17 protein-coding genes are annotated in these 22,856 nt (G+C 55.2%); 13 read left to right on the plus strand and 4 right to left on the minus strand.

What is annotated here, in order from left to right:
• Positions 1-6: 6 nt before the first annotated feature.
• Together dprA and ybgF are read right to left on the minus strand one after the other, a co-directional pair.
• Positions 7-1,668, minus strand: a complete 1,662-nt coding sequence (gene dprA, locus G497_RS20530) for a DNA-processing protein DprA (protein WP_034636046.1) — start codon at positions 1,666-1,668, stop codon at positions 7-9.
• A 183-nt stretch (positions 1,669-1,851) separates the two neighbouring features.
• The gene (ybgF, locus tag G497_RS18795) at positions 1,852-2,814 is read right to left on the minus strand and encodes a tol-pal system protein YbgF (RefSeq protein WP_169726949.1); all 963 of its coding nucleotides are present in this window, start codon (positions 2,812-2,814) and stop codon (positions 1,852-1,854) included.
• Between the two features lie 408 nt (positions 2,815-3,222).
• On the opposite strand from ybgF, the gene G497_RS0101080 reads away from it, so the two are divergent.
• From G497_RS0101080 to G497_RS16085, 11 genes are all read left to right on the plus strand, one after another.
• Positions 3,223-4,182 carry a hypothetical protein gene (locus G497_RS0101080; RefSeq protein WP_027186759.1) on the plus strand — a complete coding sequence of 320 codons (960 nt, stop codon included), beginning with the start codon at positions 3,223-3,225 and terminating at the stop codon, positions 4,180-4,182.
• 1,112 nt (positions 4,183-5,294) lie between these two features.
• Positions 5,295-7,220, plus strand: a complete 1,926-nt coding sequence (speA, locus tag G497_RS0101105; RefSeq protein ID WP_027186761.1) for a biosynthetic arginine decarboxylase — start codon at positions 5,295-5,297, stop codon at positions 7,218-7,220.
• A gap of 540 nt (positions 7,221-7,760) precedes the next feature.
• Positions 7,761-8,945: a saccharopine dehydrogenase family protein gene (locus G497_RS0101110; protein WP_027186762.1), complete on the plus strand. Its 1,185-nt coding sequence runs from the start codon at positions 7,761-7,763 to the stop codon at positions 8,943-8,945.
• A gap of 108 nt (positions 8,946-9,053) precedes the next feature.
• Positions 9,054-10,229 carry a carboxynorspermidine decarboxylase gene (gene nspC / locus G497_RS0101115; protein ID WP_027186763.1) on the plus strand — a complete coding sequence of 392 codons (1,176 nt, stop codon included), beginning with the start codon at positions 9,054-9,056 and terminating at the stop codon, positions 10,227-10,229.
• An 11-nt stretch (positions 10,230-10,240) separates the two neighbouring features.
• Entirely contained in the window at positions 10,241-10,594 is a 354-nt protein-coding gene (locus G497_RS0101120; protein ID WP_027186764.1) for a DMT family protein, read from the plus strand.
• Positions 10,595-10,706: 112 nt separating this feature from the next.
• A complete protein-coding gene (locus tag G497_RS0101125; protein WP_156907868.1) occupies positions 10,707-11,603 on the plus strand; it encodes a DUF3298 domain-containing protein in 897 nt (298 codons plus the stop codon).
• Positions 11,604-11,607: 4 nt separating this feature from the next.
• Positions 11,608-13,248, plus strand: coding sequence for a hypothetical protein (locus tag G497_RS18800; RefSeq protein ID WP_027186766.1), 1,641 nt, complete (start codon positions 11,608-11,610; stop codon positions 13,246-13,248).
• Positions 13,249-13,386: 138 nt separating this feature from the next.
• Complete coding sequence (clpS, locus tag G497_RS0101135) at positions 13,387-13,698, plus strand: ATP-dependent Clp protease adapter ClpS (RefSeq protein ID WP_027186767.1); 312 nt, start codon at positions 13,387-13,389, stop codon at positions 13,696-13,698.
• Position 13,699: 1 nt separating this feature from the next.
• Positions 13,700-16,234 carry an ATP-dependent Clp protease ATP-binding subunit ClpA gene (clpA, locus tag G497_RS16080; RefSeq protein ID WP_084515830.1) on the plus strand — a complete coding sequence of 845 codons (2,535 nt, stop codon included), beginning with the start codon at positions 13,700-13,702 and terminating at the stop codon, positions 16,232-16,234.
• Between the two features lie 99 nt (positions 16,235-16,333).
• Positions 16,334-17,374: an agmatinase family protein gene (locus tag G497_RS0101145; RefSeq protein ID WP_027186768.1), complete on the plus strand. Its 1,041-nt coding sequence runs from the start codon at positions 16,334-16,336 to the stop codon at positions 17,372-17,374.
• Between the two features lie 6 nt (positions 17,375-17,380).
• Entirely contained in the window at positions 17,381-18,208 is an 828-nt protein-coding gene (locus G497_RS16085; protein WP_051257703.1) for a HesA/MoeB/ThiF family protein, read from the plus strand.
• A gap of 21 nt (positions 18,209-18,229) precedes the next feature.
• Here G497_RS16085 and G497_RS0101155 read toward each other — a convergent pair whose 3' ends face one another.
• Complete coding sequence (locus tag G497_RS0101155) at positions 18,230-18,739, minus strand: DUF456 family protein (RefSeq protein WP_027186769.1); 510 nt, start codon at positions 18,737-18,739, stop codon at positions 18,230-18,232.
• A 498-nt stretch (positions 18,740-19,237) separates the two neighbouring features.
• Between G497_RS0101155 and groES the strand changes: the two genes are divergently transcribed.
• Entirely contained in the window at positions 19,238-19,525 is a 288-nt protein-coding gene (gene groES / locus G497_RS0101160; RefSeq protein ID WP_027186770.1) for a co-chaperone GroES, read from the plus strand.
• Positions 19,526-19,567: 42 nt separating this feature from the next.
• A complete protein-coding gene (groL, locus tag G497_RS0101165; protein ID WP_027186771.1) occupies positions 19,568-21,211 on the plus strand; it encodes a chaperonin GroEL in 1,644 nt (547 codons plus the stop codon).
• Between the two features lie 254 nt (positions 21,212-21,465).
• Here the strand turns inward: groL and G497_RS0101170 are convergent, their stop codons facing one another.
• Positions 21,466-22,542 carry a hypothetical protein gene (locus G497_RS0101170; protein ID WP_156907870.1) on the minus strand — a complete coding sequence of 359 codons (1,077 nt, stop codon included), beginning with the start codon at positions 22,540-22,542 and terminating at the stop codon, positions 21,466-21,468.
• Between the last annotated feature and the right edge of the window lie 314 nt (positions 22,543-22,856).

Below are 22,856 nucleotides of genomic sequence, written 5' to 3' on the forward strand. Positions count from 1 at the left end.
GCAGGCTTACCCCTGCCGGGCAAGGCTATACACCATGCCAGGGTGCCGCTGCACCACACCGCGAATTTCCAGTATGGCCAGGGTACCGCTTACCGCAGCTACAGCCATGCCAAGGGCACGGCACACATCATCTATGTGAGCGGGGGTTGCAAGCTGTTGCGCCACAAGCAGTTCCTCCGCAGAAAGGCCAAGGCCTTCCAAAGCGCAAAGCAGACATTCCGCGCTTTGCCCGCTGCCTTCTAAACCATCAGAAGGACCAGAGTCTGGCGCGGCACGCTCCGGCGTTGAGCAAGATATTTCGGGTGGCACAGGAAAATGAGTGGAAACAGCACCCAAAACGGCTCCGTCAAAATTTTCAGGCGGGGTATTGGCGGCTCCGAAAACGACACCAGCGGTTGCATCGGGCGGCGCAGCAACGGCCCCTGCTAACCCGACACCGGGGGTAAGTAACGCCCCATCCACGGCCTGATAGGGAAAAAACAACTCTTGCTGGAAGGAACGCAAGGCCGCATGTTCAGCCGCACTTTTCCCCGCCTTGGGGGCTTTTACGCTTTTTTTATCTTCAGTTTTTTGGGCCTTACGCTTTGTGGCAGGCTCTTCCGGCACACGCCAGGGCAGCTCCCCTTCCGGCAATACAGCTTCTGCTTCTTCCAGGGCTTTGGCTTGCAAGGCAAAAGCGTGGCTGGCGGCTTTTTCTGCCTGGGGCTTACGCTGCTGGCGCTGCTCCAGGGCCTTGGCAGCGTCCTGCGCCAAAAGGGGGGCCAGTTCCTGTAAAATATCGTCGGCATTGAACACAGCCTTTGCTCCGCGTCGAATAAGTTCACGGCACCCCTCAGAACAAGCCGCCGTGGTATGCCCCGGCACTGCAAACACATCGCGGCCCTGTTCCAGGGCAAGCCGGGCTGTTATCAGGCTGCCGCTGCGGGCGGCGGCCTCCACCACCAGCACTCCACGGGAAAGTCCGCTAATAAGGCGGTTGCGTATAGGAAAATGGGCAGCCACCGCTGCCGCACCAGGGGCAAATTCGGAAAGCAACAACCCTTCACGGCCCATGGCTTCGGCCAGGTCGGCATTGCCTGGGGGGTACACCACATCCACCCCCGTGCCCAGCACCCCAATGGATTTACCGCACTCCTTCAGCCCTGCCACATGGGCAGCCCTGTCAATACCTTTGGCCATGCCCGAAATAACCGTAACCCCGGCAAGGCTTAACCCACGTGAAAAAAATGCCGCCACGGCAAGCCCTTCATGCGTGCAACTGCGAGAACCCACCACCCCCACCGTGGGGTTGCTGAGCAGGCTCAGGTCACCTTTGTAATAAAAAAACAACGGGCCATCGGCCACTTCCTGCAAAAGCGGGGGAAATTGCGGCATGTTCCACAACAACAGCTCACACCCTTCCCGTTGCAGGACGGTCCATTCCTGCAAGGCCAGATCACGCCAGCCTTCCTTGATAAAATCACGCCCGGCATAAACAGAAGCCACCCCCACATCATGCCAGGCACGGGGCGAAGCAAAGCACGCCTGCACGGCTGCATAGGCACTGCCAAACACATCCAGCAAACGCCGAATACGCAAAGCCCCCAGCCCGCGGCTATAGCGCAGGGCAAGGCATGCCCATAATTCCGCCCTGTCTGCCGGGCCAAGCTCCTGGAAGGTTGCCAACATGCCCCCTTAACAATCAAATGCACGTATTGCGCAGGGGAACCATAACAACACCCCTAGCAGCTCTCAGAAATACGAAATCACGGATAAAATAGCGTTGGCAAGTACGTAGCGAAACGGAATAACTCAGCGTTTCCTTTATACTTACCATAACAAACCGCCACGCAAGGCATGGCGGCTATGCCATTACTTTTTGGCAGAAAGATATTTTTTTGCCAGCGCTGCCGCGTGGCTGCTTGGAAAATCTTCCGTCACAACCTGCCAGTGGAAGCGGGCATTTTCCATGTCATTGAGCTTGGCGTAGGAAAGGCCAGCCTTCAGCAAGGCATCTGGCGTTTTGTTATGCTTTGGGTAGGCGCTTGCCACATCTTTAAACAGCAGCACAGCCTGGGCATATTCCCCAAGGGAATAGCGGGCTTCCCCCTGCCAATAAATGGCGTTACCCACAAGAGTACTTTTGGGGTGGGCAGCGGCAAACGTTTCAAACAATTGAATGGCCTCGCGGTATTTCCCTTTTTCGTAGGTGGCCAGGGCTGTGTCATAATCTGTCTGCCCGGTTTTATACTTAGCAAGGCCCTGGGCTTCCTCGGGGGGGGGCACAGCACGCGGTGCGGCAGGGGGTATGGGGTTCGGCTCAATTTTACGGGGGCCGGATTTGCCTGTGCTGGCACCCACAGGGGCCTGGGTTTGCTCCAGGGCACTCAAGGCCTGGGTTAAAGCACTCCCCTGGCTTTGCGGCGCTGCATTGCTTGCGGCTGCGGCTTGCCCTGCTGCCACAACCACCGGCGGCTTTGCCACCGGGCGTGGCCCAAGGCCAGAAGAGGAAGATCCCGCAGATACAGTAGGTGCTGCAGAAGCTACAGGAGCGGGGGAAACCACCACCGGGCTTTGCACAGCCCGTGCCACTGGGGCGGCAACGGCTTCCGCTGGGCGAGCCTGGGCACCTTTGCCCTTGGCAGCGGGCACTTTGGTCCCTTTACCGCCTTGCAGGGAGCCCATTTCTTCTTCCATGGCTACCATGCGGTCTTCCACGCGGGAAAGGCGCATGTCCAGCACTTTTTGCCCTTTGGCTTGCGATTCAAGGGAAGAAAGTCGTTCCTCTGTTTTCCACCCAGCGCAGCCTGTAAGCAGAACAGCGGCAAGAACCATGGTTGATTTCAGAATAAAATGCGTGCCCAAGCGACCCCCAATATAATGATGCCATGCGCAATGAAAATGACGCATAAAAACGTTTCGTCTTACAGCGCCCAAGCGCGCAGGTAACTACTGCACAGTAACGCAACGTACCCTAACGGATAATGCTTTTTTTTTCAACTGCCCCTGTGCCTAACGACCCGCACTTGCAGGGTGCGGCATTTTCAGGCAAAATCAATGTGGTTCAAATTGGTAGCTGGCCAACAGTAGGTGATTTTGCTGGTGAAGTTACCTCGCGCAGCGTGTGGTGTGCCTTTACTGTCACCCCATTTTGTTTTTTTACGGAAAATAGACTGCCCTGCAACAAAAAATGGCCTGACAATATTCAGGTAACATACAGAATATTTCAACAGGAGCCTTTCAATGCCAACGTTGCCTTTTGCCCTGGAACACCCTGCCCTGCACTTTAGCGCCATGCTATTTTTGTATTGGGTATTCGCCCTTGCCCTTGTTGCCCCCCTTGCCCTTGCCACCCTTGGGCTGCGCTTTGCCGGACAAAAAAAGAAAATATTTCCCCATTTGCTGGCAACCCAGGCGGCCCCCCCCCTGCTTACAGGAACTTGGCTTGCCTATGCCGCTTTAGTGCTTTTTCTGTTCATGGGCAGCCAAAACACATTTCAGGAAATAACCAAATCTCACCTGCTCCTGACCCTGTTGGGCTGTTCCCTGCTTTTATTATTGGGCCTTACCCTTGGGGCCATACGCTGGAAAACATGGCGCAAGCAAGCCGCATTGCAGGCGTTGCTTCTGCAGGTTGTAGCCCTGGTAAACCTGGCCATTCTGCCCCTTTTTGCCCTTGGTGCCAGCCTGCTGCACAACCCCACCCCGGAAGTGCACGGGGCTTTTAAAGATGTCCCCCTGGAAACTGCCCAGGCATTTTTCAGTACCCTGTTTTTGCCAGAATTCTTCCCGCTAAACGCCTTAGTCCTGCTCCACCTTGCCGGAACAGGCCTTGCCCTGGCTGCATTACTGGCTGGCCTGCGCGTTGCCCTGCGCCGCAACAAAGACGACTTTGGCCGCGACTACTATGCCTATGCCACCCGCACCACCGCCTGGTGGGCCGCCGGGGCCGGGGTGCTGTTTACGGTTGCCACAGCCTTTGCACCGCAATCATTAGTCTTTTCAGACTATTTTCAAGAAGGATTGGAACGCACCCTGTACACTGCCGCAGCCCTTGGTGGCATGGCAACCCTTTTATGGGGGGTTGTGGGGGCAAGCAGCACACCACTGCGCCTTAAATGGCTTTTTTTCCTGGCCGGAATACTCTTTTGTGCGGCCTTTGGGGTGTTTTACCCCATATTGGTACCCACATCTCTGGTATAACCCAGGCCCCAAGCGCTTTGCCCCTGCCCCACAGCCGTAACGCCCACGCCCATAGCACAACAACGCCTTGCCTTACTGGCAGGGCGTTTTTTTTCTTGACACCCCCCCCTGTTTTCTCTAAGGAAGCACTGACTAAATGGCATTTAAGAAACGCTCAGTTATTTCGCTTGGCAAGGCACCAGCTTTTCTTGAAGCAGGAGTGACAATTCCGCAGGAAAGCGGAATTGGGAACTGCCCGTAGGGCAGGAGCCGAAGGCCGAGGCCCAGGAAGGGCCGAGTCAACTCTTCCGTCCTCGACTGTTTCAAAAAAAGCGAAGTAACGCAGCCAAACGGAATAAATCAGCGTTTCTCTAATAACCGCCTTTCACATTCACCAAGGAATGGTTGCCCAGGCATGCGACCATTGCCACGGCTTTTTGTATATCCACCAAAAAGCCACCCACAGTCAGAAAGCCCTCCTGTCTTGCAGGCCATCCTGACAACTGCCCGGGGCGTTGCCTGCGGAACCGTGTTCCGCCATCTGGGCTATTGTTGGTAGAGCGTCACCCCCCACTGCGGATTTTAGCGCTCTTGTGCATACGTAAGCACCCCTTGCGTACTGTTGTTTTGGTACCCGCAACCCGCGCCGTTTCACGGTCGGTTTTTCCCCATTCGTTTATCTATTGCAAGCACTTCGTTGTGCCCCGGCCTTTGCCTTACGGCCACAGCGCCCATAAAGGTAGCCCATGGTTGTGGCAGCCTTTTGCGCTGTGTTCAGGCCGTTTGCCGCTTTTTGCCACGCTTGTGTTGCTGTTTCCAGCGCACAGGCCTATGCTGCGTGGTGCTGGCCCATAGTACATGGGCTGGTGTGCATGCGGTGTGGCTATTGCGCTGCGTGCCTTACTCCACTTTCAAGTAAAAACTACGGTTTTCCCTGGAAAGTCGCTCACAGTGGCACCGCAGCCTTGCTCCGTTAAAACCAGACGTTTTGGTTGCCTGCTTCCGCAGGTTCCGTAATACCGATTCTGGCCGTGTAAATTTGGAATTGGTAATGCTCATTTCAGCGCCCATGCGCACAACCGCAGGCTGGCCCATTGCCACCTGCCAACCGCCACCTGGCTCGAGGGTATGCTTTGACACGCAAACGCACGCTGCAACGCTGGAACACGGAAGACGCCGCCGAACTTTACGGCATTCGCAACTGGGGTGCCGGATATTTTGACGTAGCTGAAACTGGCGACGTTGTTATACGTCCATTTGGCAATAAAAACTCTGTGGGAGTAAGCATTCCGCAAGTGATTGAAGGCATGCGCCAACGTGGGCTGGATATGCCCGTGTTATTACGCGTAGAAAATATTTTAGATTCACAAATTTCCCTGCTGCACAAAAGTTTCCGCAAAGCCATCACCTCCCTTGGCTACAACGGGGAATACCGGGGCGTTTTCCCCATCAAGGTGAACCAGCAGCAGCAGGTGATAGAAACCATTGCCAAGTTTGGCAGCCGTTACCACCACGGGCTGGAAGTGGGCAGCAAGGCAGAACTGTTTGCCGCCATGTCGCAACTGCGCGACAAAGAAGCCTGCCTTATTTGCAATGGCTATAAAGACGAAGAATTCATAGACCTTGGGCTATTTATTACCCGCATGGGCTACAAGTGCTTTTTTGTAGTGGAAATGCCACGCGAACTGGACCTGATTATTCAGCGGGCAAAGCACATGGGCGTGCGCCCCTACATTGGTATGCGGGCCAAGCTTGCCAGCAAAGCCAATGGGCACTGGACTGATTCCGGCGGCGACCGTTCCACCTTCGGCCTAACTGCCACCCAAATTGTCGATGCCGTGGACACCTTGCGGGAAAAAGACATGCTGGACTGCTTCCGCCTGCTGCACTACCACCTGGGTTCGCAGGTTTCCAACATTCGCGACATCCGTAAAGCAGTCATGGAAGCTTCACGCATGTATGCTGGCCTGGTGAAGGAAGGTGCCACCATGGGCTACCTGGACCTTGGCGGTGGCCTGGCTGTGGATTACGATGGTTCGCGCACAAACTACATTTCCAGCCGTAACTACAGCCTGGACGAATACTGCTCTGACGTGGTGGAAGCGGTTATGGCCACCCTGGACGAATCTGGCGCACCCCACCCCCACATTATTACAGAGTCCGGCCGGGCCACAGTCGCCTATTATTCCTTGCTGCTGTTCAACGTACTGGATGTAAGCCGCATTGAAAGTGGTGACGAAAAAGACCTGCCAGAAGTGGCGGAAGATGCGCCAGAAGCTACGCGCAACATGCTGCAAGCCTTGCAAGGCATGACCCTGCGGAACTTGCAGGAAAGTTACAACGACGCCATTTACTACCGCGATGAAATTCGCCAGCAGTTTTTGCACGGCAAGGTTTCCCTGCGGGAGCGCACCGTGGCTGACCGCATTTTCTGGACCATGATCAAGCGCATTGCCCAGGAAAAAACCAGGGCACCCCACCCGCCCAAAGACCTGGCGGAAATCGATTTGGCCCTGGCAGACATTTACTATGGCAACTTCAGCGTGTTTCAGTCCTTGCCAGATTCATGGGCCATTGGGCAAATGTTCCCGGTTATGCCTGTGCACCGCCTGGACGAATGCCCCACCCGGCAGGCCATCCTTTCAGACATTACCTGCGACAGTGATGGGCGCATTCAAACCTTTATTGCCCCCCACGGCGTCAAAAATACCCTGGACGTACACCCCCTGAAAGAAGGGGAGGAATATTACCTCGCCGTATTTTTGGTGGGAGCCTACCAGGAAACCCTGGGCGACCTGCACAACCTGCTGGGCGACACCAACGTAGTGTCCATTCGCGTGAATGAAGACGGCACGTATGAATTTGTACGGGAAATTCCCGGCGACTCTGTGGCAGACGTCCTTTCCTACGTGGAATACGACCCGCGCCGCATTGTGGAAGACCTGCGCAAACTGGCGGAAAATGCCGTGCAGGAAGGCCACATTACCCCCACAGAACGCTTTGCCCTGATGCAGGCCTTTGAAGACGGCATGCGCGGGTATACGTATTACGAAAGATAGGAAGAAAGGGAAGATTTTATGGGGGAAGGAACCCCAAGGACTAAAGTCCTTGAGTTTCCCTCCCCCATACCCTCTCCCTCCTGAACCTGTTTTGAGAGATTTTTTGATTCATTTTTCTTAAACACCGAAGCCCTTGCAAATATTGGGACGCAGCTTTGCGCGTCACAATATTCGCAAGGAGGCTGTGCTTGGGCGGGGCGTTGGTGAAAAGATAAAATTTTTTGTGCAGGAAAATTCGACTTCCTTAAAGCCGACGGCAGTCGCGAGCGTTAGCGAGCCGGGGAGCGAGGCTGGAGGGTACGGCAGCTTTGCTGCCTGTACATTTCCACGCAGCCCGAGTGGAAAAAGGTCGCCTGCGCGAAAAAGGTTAGTTTTACCAACGTACCACGTTCAAAACCAAACACAATACATACAGCTTGCCCTAACACATATCTCTGCCCATGGGCGGCATGGCGCCGCAGTTGCAGTAACCGTGTGGAACCAACGTGTTCCACCCCAACCCTAAGGGATTATTCCCTTAGCCCCTAATGGAGGCTCCCCATGAAAAAAGTGCTTATTATTGGCGCTGGCGGCGTGGGCCAGGTTGTGGCCCACAAATGTGCGCAAAACCCCGAGGTATTTGGCGAAATTATGCTTGCCAGCCGCACGGAATCAAAATGCAAGGCCATTGCTGCCCAGCTTTCCCGCCCTATACAAACTGCCCAGGTAGATGCAGACAACGTGCCGGAACTGGTAGCCCTGATAAACAGCTACAAGCCCGACCTTGTCATGAACATTGCCCTGCCCTACCAGGACCTGACCATTATGGACGCCTGCCTGGAAACCGGGGTGGACTACCTGGACACCGCCAACTATGAACCGCTGGATGAAGCCAAGTTTGAATATAAGTGGCAGTGGGCGTACCAGGAGCGCTTCAAGCAGCGCGGCCTCATGGCCCTGCTGGGTTCCGGCTTTGACCCCGGCGTGACCAACGTATTCAGCGCTTACGCCCAAAAGCACCATTTTGATGAAATTCACCAGCTTGATATTATTGACTGCAACGCTGGGGACCACGGCTACCCCTTTGCCACCAACTTCAACCCGGAAATCAACATCCGGGAAGTAACCGCCAAAGGGCGCTACTGGGAACGCGGGGAATGGGTGGAAACCGACCCCCTTTCCTGGAGCATGAATTTTGACTTCCCCGCTGGCATTGGCCCTAAAAAATGCTTCCTTATGTACCATGAAGAGCTGGAATCCCTTGTACAGAACCTGAAAGGCATCAAGCGCGCCCGGTTCTGGATGACATTTTCAGACAACTACCTGAACCACCTGAAAGTGCTGGAAAACGTGGGCATGACCCGCATTGACGAAGTGGAGCATAATGGGCAGAAAATTGTGCCCATCCAGTTTTTGAAAACGCTGCTGCCAGACCCTGCCTCCCTTGGCCCCCGCACCAAAGGCAAAACCTGCATTGGCTGCCTGATTAAAGGGGTGAAAGACGGTAAGCCGCGCACCTACTATGTGTACAATATTTGCGACCACCAGGAAGCCTACCGCGAAGTACAAAGCCAGGCCATTTCCTACACCACGGGCGTGCCTGCCATGATTGGCGGCATGATGATGCTCACCGGCAAGTGGAAACAGCCCGGCGTGTGGAACATGGAACAGATGGACCCGGACCCGTTCATGGAAAAACTCAACCTGCACGGCTTGCCCTGGCAGGAAACGTTTCTGGAAGGATAGGGACATGCTGATTTAATTAGTAATTCCGTAACCTGACCCAATTGGCGGGGGCAAACACCGGGTTGCCCCCACTTCTTTTTTCATTGCTTAAGAGGAATACTCACTGCCATGCCCAAAGCCGCCCCCCTGCCCTGGCCCCAGTTGTTGCCAAGCACCCTGCCCACCCCCTGCTTTGTGGTGGATGAAGAACGCCTGCTGGCCAACCTGCGCGTGCTGGAAACAGTGCAGCAGCGCACAGGCGCAAAAATTCTGCTGGCCCTGAAGGGGTTTGCCATGTTCAGCACCTTTGGCCTGCTGCGCCAGGTGCTGCACGGCGCGTGTGCCAGCTCCCCACATGAGGCACGCCTTGCCCGTGAAGAATTTGGCAAGGAAGTACACGCCTTTGCCGCTGCCTACAGCGAAGCAGACATGGCAGAACTGGTGGAATTGGCTGACCACATTGTGTTCAACTCCTTTGCGGCATGGCACCAGTTTGCCCCCATGGTACAGGCTGCCCGCCAGAGGGGACGCACCATTGAATGTGGCCTGCGCATCAACCCGGAACATTCCGAAGGGGCCGTTTCCATTTACAACCCCTGCGCGCCGGGTTCCCGCCTGGGCATTCGCCGGGCAGCATTTGCCGGGCAACGCCTGGAAGGTATTGACGGCCTGCACTTTCACACCCTGTGTGAACAGGACGCCGCCCCCCTGGCCCGCACCTTGGAAGTGGTGGAACGCAACTTCGGAGAATTTTTCCACACCTTGAAATGGCTGAACTTTGGCGGCGGGCACCACATTACCCGCCCCGGGTATGACCTTGACCTTTTGTGCCAGTGCATTACACGGGTGCAAGAACGCTATGGCCTGCAAGTGTACCTTGAACCGGGCGAAGCTGTGGCCCTGAACACGGGTGTGCTTGTTTCTACGGTGCTGGACGTGGTAGATGCCGATATGCCCATTGTGCTGCTGGATACTTCCGCCCCGGCCCACATGCCCGACGTGCTGGAAATGCCCTACCGCCCGGAAGTGGTCAACGCCAGCCTACCAGGGGAACGCGCCTGGACCTGCCGCCTGGCGGGCAAATCGTGCCTGGCAGGCGATGTGATTGGTGAGTATTCCTTTGACACCCCCCTGAACATGGGGGATACGCTCATATTTCTGGATATGGCCCACTACAGCATGGTAAAAACCACCACCTTCAACGGCCTTGGCCTGCCTGCCATTGCCCTGGCGGAACAGGGTACCCACGCGTTACGCATGGTGCGCCAGTTTGGGTATGAAGATTTTAAGATGCGTCTGTCCTAAGGAGGTACGCCATGGCACCTTCCCTTTCCATTCCCGTAACCACCATTGGGCTGCTCCTGCTTTCCAACCTGTTCATGACAGCCGCATGGTACGGGCACCTCAAGTTTCCCTCCGTTGCTCTGCCAGTGGTCATTTTGGCAAGCTGGGGGCTAGCTTTTTTTGAATATTGCCTGCAAGTGCCTGCCAACCGCATAGGCTATGGTTACTTCAACGCCACAGAACTGAAAACCATTCAGGAAGCCCTTTCCCTTATGGTATTTATGGGATTTTCCGTTGTGTACCTTGGGGAACCGTTGCGCTGGAACTACCTTGTGGGCTTTGGGCTTATCGTGCTGGCGGTGGTGGTTATTTTTAAAAAATGGTAAGGAACATACGCCCGATGGCATGGTAATTTTACAAGACAACTATTTACATTTCACGTTTGCAAGGCTTTGTGCTAAAGAACTTGAAGCGTTCTTTTACGCAGGAGAATCATTCATGTTCAGCCTTTTTAGCCTAAGCGCCCTTCCCCCCTCCCCCGCAGTGTGCCCCTGGTGCCTTCGGTCTGCCTGTTCATGGGGCAGCCGTATACTGGTGGTGGCCCTTGCAAGCGCTGTGGTGCATCTATTTATGCTGTATTCACCTGCCCTGGCAACAGAAGACTCCGCCGCAGATACTGCCGCATTTTTCGACCAGGTATACGCCACCTCACCCGACGGCAACAAAGGCAAGGCAGGTAAAATCAAAAGCCATAAAGACCTGGAACGTCGCCATACCATTGAAGGTTCGGCAGAGCGCTTCCGGCTGTATGTTTCCTTTCCTTCCCTGGGCCACCCGGTGATTGACGCCAACCTGCGCCTGTGGGCCCTGCAACAGGTCAGCCTGTTCACCCAAGGGCTGGAGGAAGTCGCAGACAACTCCGCCCGCTTTTCCCTGCTCATTACCTACCAGGCCTTTACAGATTCCCCCCGGTGCAACTCCGTGGTTTTTTTTATTGCGACGGAAACAGGCGCTTCAGGCACCCAGCATGGCATGGCTACCTTTACCTTTGACCTGAAAACAGGCAATATCCTCAAACTTCAAGATTTTTTTGAAAAGCCCAACGCCCTGGTGCCATTTCTTTCGGCATTTGCTTATGAGGCCCTCAGCAAGCAGCCCTGGAGCAATAAATCCCCCGACCTGCTAGTGGCAGGCACCGCACCAGAAGCCGCAAACTTTGCCTTTTTCAGCATAGACCACCTGGGCCTTACTCTGCATTTTCCTGAAAACCAGGTAGCAGAAGCGTCATTTGGGCCACAGTCTGTTATGGTTCCCTTAAATAAACTTATGGAATTTGGCCCCAGATTTGAATTTTGGGACAAGCCCGAAGCCATTAAAGCACGGGTAAAGCGGTAGCCCAATGCCCAAATGCTCTTTTTGGCAACGCCTGTTTTCTGTGCGGGCCGTTCCTTTTTTGCCTGTGGCCCTTATGTTGTGTGTTCTGTGCCTGCCTACCCCTGCCTTGGCAAAGGGCGTGGGCATGTATACGTTTGGCAACTTTGAAGACCACGGCTCCCGCCTGGATGTAACGGTGTGGTTTCCCTGCCGGGTGGAAGGCACCAACAGTAAAATAGACGGCTACACAATGGCCGCCACCCGCACTTCCCGCATTACTCCGAGTTTTTACCCTGTGGTCCTGCTTTCACACGATGCAGCCGCCAGCCGCTTTGCCCACCACGACATTGCCACAGCCCTTGCCCAGCAAGGCATACTGGTTATTGCCCCCACCCACCCAGGGGACAATTACAACGACAGCTCCCTTACCTATACCACCCGCAGCCTGTACGACCGCCCGCGCGACATGCTGCGCGCCCTGGAACTTGTGCTGGCTTCCCCGGAATTTGGCCCCTATGCCGATGAATCTCGCATGGGTATTGTGGGGGTTGGCACAGGGGCCTTCACGGCCATGCAACTGGCAGGCATTGCTCCCAACTTTTCCGGGTTTGAAGCCTATTGCGCCAACGCCCCTGGGGCAGACCCCTTTTGCGCCCCCTGGGTACAAAAAAGATTGGCCCGCGTAGCCAATGAAATGAAAACAATCATTGCCAAGGAAGGGAAAAATGCATTCACCCCTGCCCCTGGCACCTATGCCCCCCAGCTTATTACCGTGCCTGTGCCCCCCCCACAGCCAGTAGAAGTTGCGCCGCCCCCGGCAAAGCCCTCCCTGTGGGCACGTATTTTTAAAAAGGACGATGCCCCCGGCACGGCACCACAGGGGGAAGAAAGCACCCCGCCTGAAGCTGAACCCAAAGAAAAAGAAAGCAACGGCTATGCCAATACCGAAGCCGTGCTGAACAGCGTGTTCGACAACCCACGGTACCTGCCGGTGGAATTTCAAACTAGCTATATCTATGGTGCAACCGACGGGCAGGGCTCCGTGCTTATCCTGCCGGGGCCAGTTATTGCCAATTTCCGCGAAATTATTGATGATGAAGCTGAAAGTCCCCCGCCTTCCCCTGTACCCGTGCAGGAAAAGCACCGCAAAGCAGATGTTTTTTTGCGCCCTGCTTCCCAAAGAGTATTCCGGGCTGTAGCCCTGGTGGCCCCTGCCGGGGGTGCGCAGCTTGCCGGCACTGCCGCCAGCATTCCCCAGGCTCTTGCCCTGGTGGAAGCACCACAAGACGGGTTGTATGCCCCCCTGCGCCATGCCAAACCCATTTATGCCAATTTGGGCGTAATGCCTGAACTACTGGAAATACACAATACTGACCACTTCTCCCTGTTTGCCGCATGCCCACGGGAAATTTCTGATGTGCTAACCCAAGGGTGCGGTACCCTTACCGGGGCAGCGCGCGACCACGTTGCCCATGAGCGTGATGCATTTCTTGCCAACTTTTTTGCCACTCATTTGGGTGCCCCTGCCCCGGTGCCCCCCCCTTCCGGGCTTGTGGCTGCCCCTGCCCCGCAGCCTGAAATGGCAAAACCTGTGCCGCAGGAACCACCTGCCCCCACAACAACCCGTGGCAAAACAGGCAAAAAGCGCCAGGCAGGCAGAAATTAGGGAATTGCCCTGGAAGCACTTGCATTTTGCTGCAACAATACCCATTGTACTAAAATTAATCGACGTTGCAAGAACCAGCGCACGCTTACGTGCAGCCGAGACTTGCGCCAATACCGATGAAAAGGCTGGAGACCGTCCATGACACCTCGTTTTTCCACAGAGCATGAAGCTGGGGGCCTTGCCACACCAGAGGTAAGAGAACCCAAGCGCTACAAGGTTTTGTTGCATAACGACGACTACACCACCATGGAATTTGTGGTAGGGGTGCTTACTCTTATTTTCCGCAAAACCTACGATGAAGCCGTAGCCATTATGCTAAGCGTGCATGAAAAAGGTATTGGCGTGTGCGGCGTATATACTGAAGAAATTGCTGAAACCAAGGTTTCCCAGGTACACACGGAAGCCCGCAAAGCAGGCTACCCCCTGCGGTGCAGCATGGAGGAAGAATAATATGTTTGATAGCCACCTTGAACGGGCTTTTGCCCTGGCCATTACAGAAGTAAAAAAACGCCACCATGAATATTTTACATTAGAACACCTACTATACGGTATTTTGCTGGAAAATACCGGACGCGAACTATTACGCGCCATTGGGGTGAATACCAAAAATTTACAGCACAAGCTGGATGTCTTTTTTGAAAGCGATATCACGCCCCTGGTTTCTGAAACCAATGGCGAGGTCATTCAAACCCTTGCCTTGCAACGTGTCGTGCAGCGTCTTATCCGGCATGTGGAATCTGCCGGAAAACAGGAAGCCAGCTTGGGCGATGTGCTGGCCTGCATTATGGAAGAAGAAAACTCCTACGCCGCCCATTACATTCTGGTGCAAGGGATTTCCCGCCTGGACCTGCTGGACCATATCTCCCACACTGTAGCCAAGGCCTCCAAAGAACACACTGCGGAAAGCGGACAGGATGAAGAGAATATTGACATCAAAGCGCTGCGCCAGTTCACCACAAACCTTACGGAACGCGCCGCCAAAGGGCTTATAGACCCCCTCATTGGACGCAATGGCGAATTGCAGCGCATTGTACAAGTGCTTTCCCGCCGCCGCAAAAACAACCCCCTGCTGGTGGGTGACCCTGGCGTTGGCAAAACTGCCCTGGCAGAAGGGCTTGCCCTGCGCATTGCCAACAAACAGGTGCCCGGCCCTTTCCACAACGCCACAGTGTTTGCCCTGGACCTTGGGGGCATGATGGCAGGCACAAAGTACCGGGGCGACTTTGAAGCCCGCTTGAAATCGGTGCTGGCTGGGCTGGAACAATACCCCAATGCCATATTGTTTATTGACGAAATGCACACCATTATTGGTGCCGGGGCAGTGAATGGCAGTGCCCTGGACGCTTCCAATATTCTCAAGCCTGCTCTGGCCAATGGCACATTGCGCTGCATTGGTTCCACCACCCATGAGGAGTTGCGTACCCACCTGGAAAAAGACAAGGCCTTTGCCCGACGCTTCCAGAAAATTGATGTGGCAGAACCTTCAGAAAGCGAATGCGTTGCCATTTTACAAGGCCTGAAAAAACATTACGAAAGCCACCACAAGGTGCGCTATACCCCGGCTGCCCTGGAAGCAGCAGTGCGCCTTGCAGTACGTTACCTGCCAGGTGCCCGCCTGCCAGACAAAGCCCTGGACCTGATAGACGAAGCAGGTGCCAAAAAACGGCTGGAAATTATTGGGGAACAAGCCCTTACCAAGGCAGAACCTACAGCCAAAGCAACGGCAAAAACAGCGGCAACCCCTGTGCCAACAGAAAAAAAGCCTGCCAAAACCGGGCAAAAACCTTCTGTGGGTGTGGCGGATGTTGAAGCTGTAGTTGCCTTTATGGCCCGCATCCCTTCTGTTAAAGCCACCACAACAGACACTGCCTCCCTGAAAACCCTGGAAAGCGAATTATTAAGCGTTGTGTATGGGCAGGGCAATGCGGTTTCCCAGGTAACCCGCGCTGTGCTGCGTTCCCGTGCAGGGTTTGGGCGGCCCAACCGACCTGCCGGGTCTTTCCTGTTTTACGGCCCCACTGGTGTGGGTAAAACCGAACTGGCCAAGCAACTGGCGGCCTCACTGGGGGTAGCCTTTTTGCGCTACGATATGTCGGAATACATGGAAAAGCACACCGTTTCCCGGCTTATTGGCTCCCCCCCCGGCTATGTAGGCTTCGACCAGGGCGGCCTGCTCACAGAAGCGGTGCGCAAAACACCCCATGCCGTGCTGTTGCTGGATGAAATGGAAAAAGCCCACCCCGATGTATTCAACGTACTGTTGCAGGTTATGGACTATGCTACCCTCACAGACAACACCGGGCGCAAAGCGGACTTTCGCAACATCATTCTTATTATGACTTCCAACGCCGGGGCCTTTGAAATGGCTGCCGCCAACATTGGGTTTGGCCCGGTACGCGGCAATGCCAGCTCCACCGAAAAAGGGAAAAAAGCTCTGGAGCGCATGTTCGCCCCTGAATTCCGTAACCGCCTGGATGCCATGGTTCCCTTTGCGCCCCTTGCCAAGGAAGTGATGACCCGCATTGTGGACAAGTTCTTTGCCGAGCTGCAAGAACGCCTGCAAGAACGCGGCGTCCACATTGCTCTCAGCCCGGAAGCGAGGGAGCACCTTGCTCATGTGGGCTATGACCCCGCCTATGGCGCACGCCCCCTGGCACGGGTTATGCGTGAACAACTGGAAGACCCCCTGGCAGCAGAAGTGCTGTTTGGCAAGCTCAGTAAGGGGGGCAGCGTACTGGTGACTGTGGGACGTGAGGCACCTGCCGCAGCAAGTAAAGCGGATAATGCCACTGCCAATAAGGATAAATCGGCGTTGCATTTCACCATTACCTCTGGTGCCCGCCCACAAGGCAAGCAGGATATTGCCACCGCCAAGGTTGCCCCTGCCCCCAAGGCCACAAAAAAGGTTCCCGGCCCCAAAGCGGGCAAAGCGGCTGCTGGGGCTCAAAAGCGCCCGGCTAAAAAGCCCACAAAACGAACAGCATAAGCATCCATTCCGGCTGGGGAGGTGTTACCTCCTCAGCCTTTTATTCGTCAAAGTGTCCACCCTCCACTCCCCTCAACCCACCACAGCCCTCCCCCACGTATGGAAGATACCACCACCGCTACCCGCTTTCTGGAGTCTGAACTGCCCCTGCTGCCCCCGGCAGCCTGCCGTTTTCACGTTATTCCTGTTCCGTATGAAGCCAGCGTTTCTTACGGCGGGGGCACAGCCCAGGGTCCACAGGCCATACTGGATGCCTCCTGCCAGTTGGAAACATGGACAGGCGCAGGGGAACCTTCCCACCAGGGTATTTTTACCTGGCCTGCTGTGCCCTGCACCGGGGAAGCAGAAACCGTGATGCAACACATTGAAGCCGCGGTGACCAAGGCCTTGCAGGCTGGCCCGCAAGGGGCTTTACCAAAACCGTGGCCGCACCCCTGGCAACAGCCAGGACTTCAGCCAGAGCATGGGGCAGGTGATGGCTCACAGAGCACCAATACAGCACCACTCTTTGCGGTGTGCGCAGGTGCCCCCACCCTGCCCGTGGTACTGGGGGGGGAACATTCCCTTACCCTTGGGGTGTTGCGGGCCATGAAAAAAGCCTATGGCCATTTTGGCATAGTGCATTTTGATGCCCATGCCGACTTGCGCCACAGCTACCAGGGCAGCATTTACAGCCATGCCAGCGTTATGCGCCGCGCAGTGGCAGACCTGGGGCTGGACCTGTTCCAAATTGGTGTGCGCAGCCTGTGTATAGAAGAACGCGACTTTCGCCAGCAGGCAGGCATACCCCACTTAGATGCCCGCGTTCTGCAATGCCCCCGCCCGTGGGGTACACCTTCACAGGCAACCGCCCAGCCCCCGCACAACGAACCGGTGGTACGCCTGCCAGAATCATTCCCGCACACTGTGTTTCTTTCCTTTGACATAGACGCGCTAGATGCTTCCCTTATGCCCGCCACTGGCACGCCTGAACCCGGCGGCCTGTTCTGGTGGGATGCCTTGAACCTTATGGTCCAAAGCCTTACCGGGCGTGTGCTGCTAGGGGTGGACGTGGTGGAACTAGCCCCGCAACCGGGGCAGCATGCCCCCAACTTTCTGGCAGCACGGCTGGTGCATGAAATTATGGGTATGGTGAGGTAACGTTCCATGGCAGAAAAGAAACATGGCTCACAGGCGGCGCTGGCACCGTACTGCGCGGCAACAGCCCCAGAGGATGCAATACAACCGCAGCCTTCTTGCCATAACACCCGCCACAGCCGCTCCCTTACCGCCTATGCAGATATTACCGATGCCAGCCCGGAAGAATGCCTGCATCGCCTTGCCACCAGCCGGGTTGTGCTTTTGGGGTGCGGCGGGTTAGGTGGTCATGTGCTGGAAGGACTGGCGCGGGCCGGGGTGGGCTTTTTGCGCGTGGTGGATGGCGACACCTTCAGCCCTTCCAACCTCAACAGGCAAACCCTGTGTACGGAACACACCCTTGGCCAAAACAAAGCCCTTGCCGCACAGCAACGGGCCGCCGCCATAAACAGTGAAATAGACGTGGAAGCTGTTACCACCTTTGCCACCCCCGCCACCTTGCCCGGCCTGCTGCAAGGCATGCATGTGGTAGTAGACGCTCTGGATAACGTGGCGGCCCGCTTCCAACTGGCAGAAGCAGCCTGCACCTGTGGCATCCCTGTGGTACATGGCGCAGTAGCGGGGTTTTCCGGCCACGCCACGGTGGTGTACCCTGGGGATACCAGCCTGCACAGCATTTATGCCACCAATCAGGGGGAAGCTCCTAACAGCCCCAATACAATGGCAGGGGCTACAGAAGCCCCCGGCGTTGCCCCGCCAACCCCGGCCCTTATAGCTGCCGTGCAGGTAGCAGAAACCATCAAAATTCTCTTGGGCAAGCCAGAGCTGACCCTGCGCAACCGTCTGTTTTTATGCGACTTGGGCAGGGCCTATGCCCAGGTGCTCCATTTAACGTAACAGTGCATTTCCTCAATACGGTCACGCACTGTGCCAAATAGCCGGAATAGCGTGGAACAATAAGCTAACAGCCAGGGCCAGCTTTATCACAAAGCCACCAAACCGCCCAAGGGTTACCCCAAAAGCCGCCTTGGCTGCTGGGCCGGAAGCCATGCCCCGCCCTTTTTCCACCACAAAGCACCCCAAAAAGCCCCCTGCCAGCGCCCCCAAAAGGGCCCCAACCCCAAAAAATAGCGGGGCACACATAATGCCCCCGGCAAGGGCACCCACCATGCCGCCAAGGCTGCCTTTATCTGTACCGCCATAAAGCTTGGCACCATAGTACCCTGCAAAAAATTCCACCACTTCAGCCACAAGGCACAGCCCACCCCACAGCAAGAAAAACTGCATGGTGAACACAGATGAGCTGTCGAAAAAGGCCCAAATCCCGGCAAGGGCCAAAATGCCCCAGGTGCCGGGCAACCCAAGAAAAAGCAAAAAAACACAGGCCATCATAGTGGTTATACAGGCCACAGCAAAAATATACGTCATGGAAAAACCTTGCAGGTAACAGGTGTCATGAAAGCAGCAAACCAACCGCCAAATACAGCGGTTGCCGCCGCCATACTGTAAATCAAAGTTGCTACGCGTCAAGTGGCAGCGTAACCATACAACACTGGCATGAAAACACAGTACCATCCCCCCTGCACCTGGTATTTCTCTCAAAATTTTACGGTTAAATAGAGCAACAATATTCTGTGCCATTTTTTTGGCTTTTTCTGAATAAAACTTGTCAAAGTAAATCAATATATTAGAAAACGGCACCCCCTTTTTTGATTTTTTTTTACCCTCGCCCCCTTTCCTTCCCCGAAAAACGATTTATACTCATGTCTTGCAAGGGGAGCGCCACGCCTCCCTTCCTGCACCGGATTTTCAATCCCCCTTGGTATTAGGTCGTAAGACCAACCTGTGGCGCGCTTGGAACGAACGCGCCGTTGTGGTGTGTGCACCAAAAACAAGCTATTCATTTTATTTGGAGGTTTTAGCATCATGAATTTGAAGCCCCTGAACGACCGTGTGTTGGTCAAGCGTCTGGAATCCGAAGACAAAACCGCTGGTGGACTGTACATTCCTGACACCGCCAAGGAAAAGCCCTCCAAGGGTGAAGTCATTGCTGTGGGTTCCGGTAAAGTAGCCGACGACGGCAAGGCCATTCCCATGACAGTGAAAGCTGGCGACAAGGTACTGTTCAACAAGTACGCCGGCACTGAAATCAAAATCGACGGTGATGAATACCTCGTCATGCGTGAAGACGACATCCTTGCCATCATTGCTTAATAACGTAAGCGTAATACGAACACATTTTCAGGAGAACATCTCATGTCTGCCAAAGAAATTTTATTTGACGTTAAAGCACGTGAACGCATTGCAGCTGGTGTAGACACCCTTGCCAATGCAGTAAGAGTAACCCTTGGCCCCCGCGGCCGTAACGTGCTGATTGAAAAGTCTTACGGTTCCCCCGTTATTACCAAAGACGGCGTGACCGTTGCGAAAGAAATTGAGCTGGAAGACAAGTTCGAAAACATGGGCGCACAAATGGTTAAAGAAGTGGCTTCCAAAACCAGCGACATTGCTGGCGACGGCACCACCACTGCTACCGTGCTTGCCCAGGCTGTATACCGTGAAGGCGTAAAGCTTGTGGCTGCTGGCCGCAACCCCATGGCCGTGAAGCGCGGCATGGATAAAGCCGTAACGCGCCTGGTGGAAGAGCTTAACACCCTTGCAAAGCCTACCCGCGACCAAAAAGAAATTGCCCAGATTGGTACCATTTCCGCCAACTCTGACAGCACCATCGGCAACATTATTGCCGAAGCCATGAGCAAAGTGGGCAAAGAAGGCGTTATTACCGTTGAAGAAGCGAAAGGCCTTGAAACCACCCTTGATGTTGTGGAAGGCATGCAGTTCGACCGCGGGTACCTTTCCCCCTACTTTGTGACCAACCCAGACAAAATGCTCTGCGAAATGGATGAACCCCTCATCCTTATCATTGAGAAAAAAGTTTCCAACATGAAAGAAATACTGCCTGTGCTTGAGCAGGTAGTAAAAATGGGCCGCCCCCTTGTTATTCTTGCTGAAGACGTAGACGGCGAAGCCCTTGCTACCCTGGTGCTGAACAAGCTGCGCGGTTCTTTGCAAGTTGTTGCCGTGAAAGCCCCCGGCTTTGGCGACCGCAGAAAAGCCATGCTGCAAGACATTGCCATTCTTACTGGCGGCACCGTGGTTTCCGAAGACATGGGCATTAAGCTGGAAAACATCTCCGTTGCCGACCTTGGCACCGCCAAGCGTGTTGTTATTGACAAAGATAACACCACCATCGTGGACGGCGCAGGCAAAGGCGACGACATTAAAGCCCGCGTTAAACAGATTCGCGCACAAATCGAAGAAACCACTTCTGATTACGACCGCGAAAAACTTCAGGAGCGTCTGGCAAAAATCGTGGGCGGCGTAGCCGTTATTCACGTTGGTGCCGCTACTGAAACTGAAATGAAAGAAAAGAAAGACCGCGTGGAAGATGCCCTGAACGCTACCCGCGCAGCAGTTGAAGAAGGCATCGTTCCTGGCGGCGGCACTGCCCTTATCCGCATTGCAAAAAGCCTGGACGACGTAAAGCCTGCTGACGACGACGAAGCCGCTGGCGTTGCCCTTGTACGCCGCGCCATTGAAGAACCCCTCCGCCAGATTGCCAACAACGCTGGCTTTGAAGGTTCCATTGTGGTGGAAAAAGTACGCGAAGGCAAAGACGGCTTTGGCTTTGACGCTTCCACCGGCGAATACGGCGACCTGATTAAGCAAGGCGTTATCGACCCCAAAAAGGTAACCCGTATTGCTCTGCAAAACGCCGTTTCCGTAGCTTCCCTGCTGCTCACCACCGAGTGCGCCATTGCAGAAAAGCCTTCTGACAAAAAAGACGCTATGCCCGCTGGCGGCATGGGTGGCATGGGCGGCATGGGCGGCATGTACTAAACAAGTACAGCCCCCGGCTTCCAGCCAACATAAAAAGGCCGCCCGAAAGGGCGGCCTTTTTATGTTGGGGGCAAGGAGTTATGCTTTGCGGGGAAGGGGGAAAACCCCTTAAAGCTGACGGCAGTCGCGAGCGTAGCGAGCCGTGGAGTGAGGGTGGAGGGTACGAGCGGCTTTGCCACTTGCACATCTCAACGAAGCCAGAGTGGAGAAAGTGAAGCAACGCCGCCAAACGGAATAAATCAGCGTTTCCCTAACTACCGCGTAATGGTGCCGCCCACATTGCCGCCATTATACATACGCAAGCAGCGGCGAATGGTATCTAACATAAATTCATCACGGGAAGCGTCATAGGCCCTGTTGCTCATGGCAAGGGGGCCAAACACAGGGTAGGCAAAGGCGGAATCCTTTTTCTGGGCCCTGGCTGCCAACAGCACAAGCTGCCGCCGCTCCGCAGGGGTTTTGCCCATCACAAACCCTTCACCCGGTGCCGTGCCTGTGCCGCTCAATGCAATTATTGGCAGCGGCCCGCCGCCAGGAGCCCGCATGGTCACTACCCGTGAAGCTGCTGGCGTGCCCCGGTTCAGGCCTTCGGCCCGTGCCCCGGTGGAAAGCATCACATAATCCAGCCCCTGGGGAATAGAGCCGCCATAGACAATGCCCCCAACCAGACGCCCCTGCCTGCGGGCTTCTTCCAAAGCAGCCCGGAAAATAGCTGGCTTTGCCTCAAATACGGTGGAAACAGCATCAAAGGTCCAGGCTTCTGCTGTGAGCTTGCCAGCACTTTCGCGAAGGTGCTGGGTTACGGCTTCTGGCGTGCTATAGCGGCGCAGGTCTACCACCACATCGAACCCCGCTGCGGGGTTCGCCTTGCGCACGACGTTACGCAAGTTGTGCCACGCGCTTATGGTGACACTTGCCACAGGCTGGCCGGGTTCCAGCCGAATGGAACCTGTGACAAATTGCGGGGTCAGCCCGGCAACAATTTCTGCCACTTCTGCGCGTGTTTTCTCCGGTAACAGCCACTGGTTATTGGCATATTGAATGGCCTGCACGGTTTTGCCAAAGCTGACGCGGGAAAGTTGCCCCGCATTGCTTGCCAGGGGAATGATTTCGGCCAAAGGAATATCGTCGTCATCCGTGTCATTCAGGGCGGCAAGGCTGGCGGCCTCGGCTGGGACTGCTCTTGTGGGTTTTGCGCTACGGGTGCTTTTACTTGGCTTTGTACTTGCTTTGGCCGTAGTTTTGGTACGCTGCCGTGCAGAAGAAGCCTTAGTGCTGGTTGTTGCCTTTTGAGACTTTTTTGCTTTGGCAGGCGCTGATTTAATGGTCACTTTACCACTGCTTTTGCTTGCGGCTGTTGCTGCTGCACTCCCCTTTTTTTTCACACTGCTAATGGTTGTTTTACGCAGTGAGGCATTATTTCTTTCTGCCGGGGCACCCCATGCAGGAAGACACAAGCTAATGCAACAAGTACAAACCAATAGGGACAGGAACAGACGCATAATACTCCAACAGGGGGGTTACGGCAATTTTGCCTGTGTACCAAAAGTCAAGTAACGCTGCCAAATGGAATACACCAGCGTTTCCTAAAGTATACGCGCAGGCACAAAGGAGCGCAAGCACCCAGCCACACGCACCATAACGT

Source organism: Desulfovibrio cuneatus DSM 11391, assembly GCF_000430005.1.
Lineage (GTDB): Bacteria > Desulfobacterota > Desulfovibrionia > Desulfovibrionales > Desulfovibrionaceae > Frigididesulfovibrio > Frigididesulfovibrio cuneatus.